The 3,391-nt window shown below is 46.8% G+C and carries 4 protein-coding genes; all 4 read right to left on the bottom strand.

Going from position 1 to position 3,391, the window contains the following annotated elements; all coding sequences use genetic code 11:
• Positions 1–148: 148 nt before the first annotated feature.
• Positions 149–559, bottom strand: coding sequence for a PTS fructose transporter subunit IIA (locus JKY90_04580; protein ID MBL4851541.1), 411 nt, complete (start codon positions 557–559; stop codon positions 149–151).
• Positions 560–831: 272 nt separating this feature from the next.
• On the bottom strand, positions 832–1,698 hold the full coding sequence (gene rapZ / locus JKY90_04575; protein MBL4851540.1) for an RNase adapter RapZ: 867 nt from the start codon (positions 1,696–1,698) through the stop codon (positions 832–834).
• Positions 1,695–2,675, bottom strand: coding sequence for an HPr(Ser) kinase/phosphatase (hprK, locus tag JKY90_04570; GenBank protein MBL4851539.1), 981 nt, complete (start codon positions 2,673–2,675; stop codon positions 1,695–1,697). Before hprK ends, rapZ begins: the two co-directional genes overlap by 4 nt.
• A gap of 278 nt (positions 2,676–2,953) precedes the next feature.
• Positions 2,954–3,391 (bottom strand): PTS sugar transporter subunit IIA (locus JKY90_04565; GenBank protein MBL4851538.1); only part of this gene is annotated, 438 nt, incomplete at its 5' end.

Below are 3,391 nucleotides of genomic sequence, written 5' to 3'. Positions count from 1 at the left end.
GCGGCAACGCGGCATGGGCGCATGTGGCAGGCTCCCTGCGGGCGGGCTGGCAAGGCGTCATCCACGGTGTTACGTCTCTTGCAAAGGGGCTCGCCCTTTACGGCGAGACGCGCCTTGTTGCTAACACCTTGCCATCCCGCTGAATCCATCAATGCTGCCTTGTTGGAATACTAGGTGGGTAAACAAATACACCCTCTCTACCACCAGCTATTGCCTTGGCTGTCATTTTGCCAAGCTCGTCTTTAGAATAATTAAAGACACGGATCAACATCGGCAAGTTAAGGCCCAATACAATAGCGACTTTGCCTGGCTGATGAAATTGTGTCGCAATATTGCTAGGGGTGCTGCCATATAAATCACTAAGCACTAACACACCAGCACCATGATCAAGCTCAGTAATTTTTCGTTGTATTTCTTGCAAAACAACTGCTGGTTTAGCGTTATGACTGATTGATACCTCTTCAATACTACCGTCATAGTCGCCACAAATAGACCGGGCTGCTGCTAACAAGCCACTGCCAACATACTCATGATTGATTAACAATACACCAACGCTCATATTAGGGAGCCTCTGATTTATTCTGGACGAAGTAGGTTGTATCTGAAATATTCAGATTTGACATGCCCTCGGGGCGCAAGGCGCGAATCGCACGTAATAGCCGGCTATTGCGCCCTGAGGGGATGCGGTAGCATTCCTGAGGAAGTGCTCTTGGGGTGCAAAGATTTGCGCCCCGCAGGAAGTGTACCCCTCCAGGGGGTATTGAAACGAACCCTTGGGGTGCAACGCAGAAGCTGGATATTTCAAGTGCAAGAGTCGAGTTCATGAAGTGATCAGAGGTTCCTTAGTTCTCTATGCTTAATTAATAACGAGGGATACTCGTCACGTAAGCTTTGCGCAATCTGCTCAGCCAAAAACACTGATCGATGTTGGCCGCCGGTACAACCTATTGCTACTGTCAGATAACTTCGATTTTCGCTAGCATAACGCGGCAACCAAGTCTGCAAATAATGTTTAATATCTGTCAACATAGCGACAATGTCTTCTTGCCCCGAAAGAAACAACTGAACGTCATCATCTAACCCTGTTTGGTTACGTAATTGCGGATCCCAATGTGGGTTAGGCAAGCAACGCACATCAAAAACAAAATTTGCATCAACTGGGACACCATTTTTAAACCCGAACGAGGTCAGCAATATAGAAAGGCTTTCACTCTCTTGAGTGCCGACGCGTTGCGTTAGCATATCGCGCAACTGATGCACGTTCGAATGGGTCGTATCAATACGTAAATCGGCAAATTCTGATATGACTGAAAGCAATGATGCTTCTTCATCAATCGCTTCAGCAAGCGAGGTTTTATCATTCGTTAATGGATGTCTGCGCCGTGTTTCACTAAAACGACGAATCAGTGTTGCTTTTTCGGCATCCAGAAATAATATTTCCACTGGGACTTTAAGCTGGCGAATTTTTTCTAGCACATTAGAAAAATCACGAATATCCTGCACCATATTTCGTGCATCAATGGCTACTGCACTGAGTCGACTAGTCGCACCTCCGTCTAAACGCAACATTTGTTTAGCAAAATCGGGTAATAATCCAGCAGGCAAATTATCAATACAGTAATAACCCAGATCTTCCAATGTGCCCAGTGCGACACTCTTGCCAGAACCCGATAAGCCACTGACTATAATGAGTCTCATTCTTGCTCTTGTGCGCTAAGTTTAGCGTCATGTTTGCCAAGAAAATCATCTACCGCATTGTAGCCACGATAAACCAAGACATGGTTTCTCACTGCCGTCTCTACCAGCACGGCAAGGTTGCGGCCAGCGGCGACAGGCAAAATAATCTGAGCAACTTCAATACCAAGGATATCAATACTTTGATAGCTCCCTCGCAAACGATCAACGTTGGCTAATTGTTGCTCATCAAAATACTCAATATAAATAACCAAACGCAATTGCTTGGTTTCTTTTACCGCACTGTCACCAAACATTGCTCGAATATTGAGAATACCTAGCCCACGCACTTCAATAAAATCACGCAACGGTGGCGGACAACTACCTTGGATGGTATCTGATCCCGACAACATAAACAGTGGTGCGTCATCGGCGACAAGTCGGTGCCCTCGACTCACCAGCTCCAGTGCTAACTCACTTTTACCAATACCGCTAGGACCAGTCAATAAAACGCCGATACCCAACACTTCCATAAAAACACCATGCATTACTACATGCTCAGCAACAAGTTGGGTCAGATAATAGTGTAGATGATTAACTATCTTATGACTGCCAGCATTGGACTTTAGTAATGGGGTTTGGGTATTACGTGCCATAGCCTTGAACAAATTAGGGGCATCGATACCCTCAGCCAAAATAATGGCCGCTGGCTTGGTTGAAAATAAGCACGCGATCGTATCAGTGTAGGAATTTTTCCCTAAGCTCTCAAGAAACTCAAATTCACTGGCACCAATCACTTGCAGGCGATTGGGTTTGATCACATTGAGAAAACCAACTAATGGCAGCGGGTCATCATCGCTACTGGCCGCACCGCGCTCTCGAGGTATAACGACTGTTGTGGCAATAGCTCGGTCAGACCCTTCCTCGCCAGCCACCCATGACAGCATTAATGTTTTTTTATGCTGCTTAAAAAGTGTACCGACTGTAATCGGGCTGGTCATGCCTAATCTAGTGTGGTGTAACGAATAACATGCACATATCAGAGGCTCACAAATGACTCAAGACAAGGCGCAGCCTGCAGTTAATGGTTGCTCCCTTAATAAAGGCTGCAACGCGGTATTGGGTCATTTGTGAGCCTCCCTTCGGGCGTATCGAGAAGCCATCATCTGCTGCGTCGCCTAAAGCGCCTACTGTTGGTGCACCTCTTGTAACGGGCACACCATTCCCTGCGAGACGCGTCTTGCAGCTAACGGCTTCTCGATACGCTGATAGGTGCATGTTATTCGTTACACCGCACTGGAGAATCAGAATCGTGTTTAGATGACTTCGATAGCAACTCGTAAAGCTCTTCGCTATTGGCTGCCAATTTTAGTTTTTCACGCATCACCGGATTACTAAACAATTTTGCTAGCTGCGCCAAAAGATGGAGATGCTCGTCATTAGAATCTTTAGGCACGAGCAGGGCAAACATATAGGCAACTGGCTCGTTATCAATCGCATCAAAATCAACGCCCTCTTCAAAACGCATGAAGGCAGACACGGCATGATCGAGCCCGCCTAAACGACCATGGGGTATTGCTACACCATGGCCTATACCTGTACTACCAAGTCGCTCGCGTGCAACAAGACTATCGAACACCTCTGTCGCAAGCAGTGCTGCTTCGTCATTAGCAACAAGACTGCTGAGACGCTCAAGTGCACACTTTTTACTTGTCGC

The sequence above is a fragment of the Gammaproteobacteria bacterium genome, from assembly GCA_016765075.1.
In the GTDB taxonomy this organism is placed as follows: Bacteria; Pseudomonadota; Gammaproteobacteria.
The sequence above is the reverse complement of the archived record's forward strand: the minus strand, read 5'-3'. Positions and strand labels throughout refer to the sequence as shown.

Coding starts and splice junctions, on each gene's coding strand:
- JKY90_04580 (MBL4851541.1), bottom strand. CDS start 559: ATGAGCGTTGGTGTATTGTTAATCAATCATGAGTATGTTGGCAGTGGC.
- rapZ (MBL4851540.1), bottom strand. CDS start 1,698: ATGAGACTCATTATAGTCAGTGGCTTATCGGGTTCTGGCAAGAGTGTC.
- hprK (MBL4851539.1), bottom strand. CDS start 2,675: ATGACCAGCCCGATTACAGTCGGTACACTTTTTAAGCAGCATAAAAAA.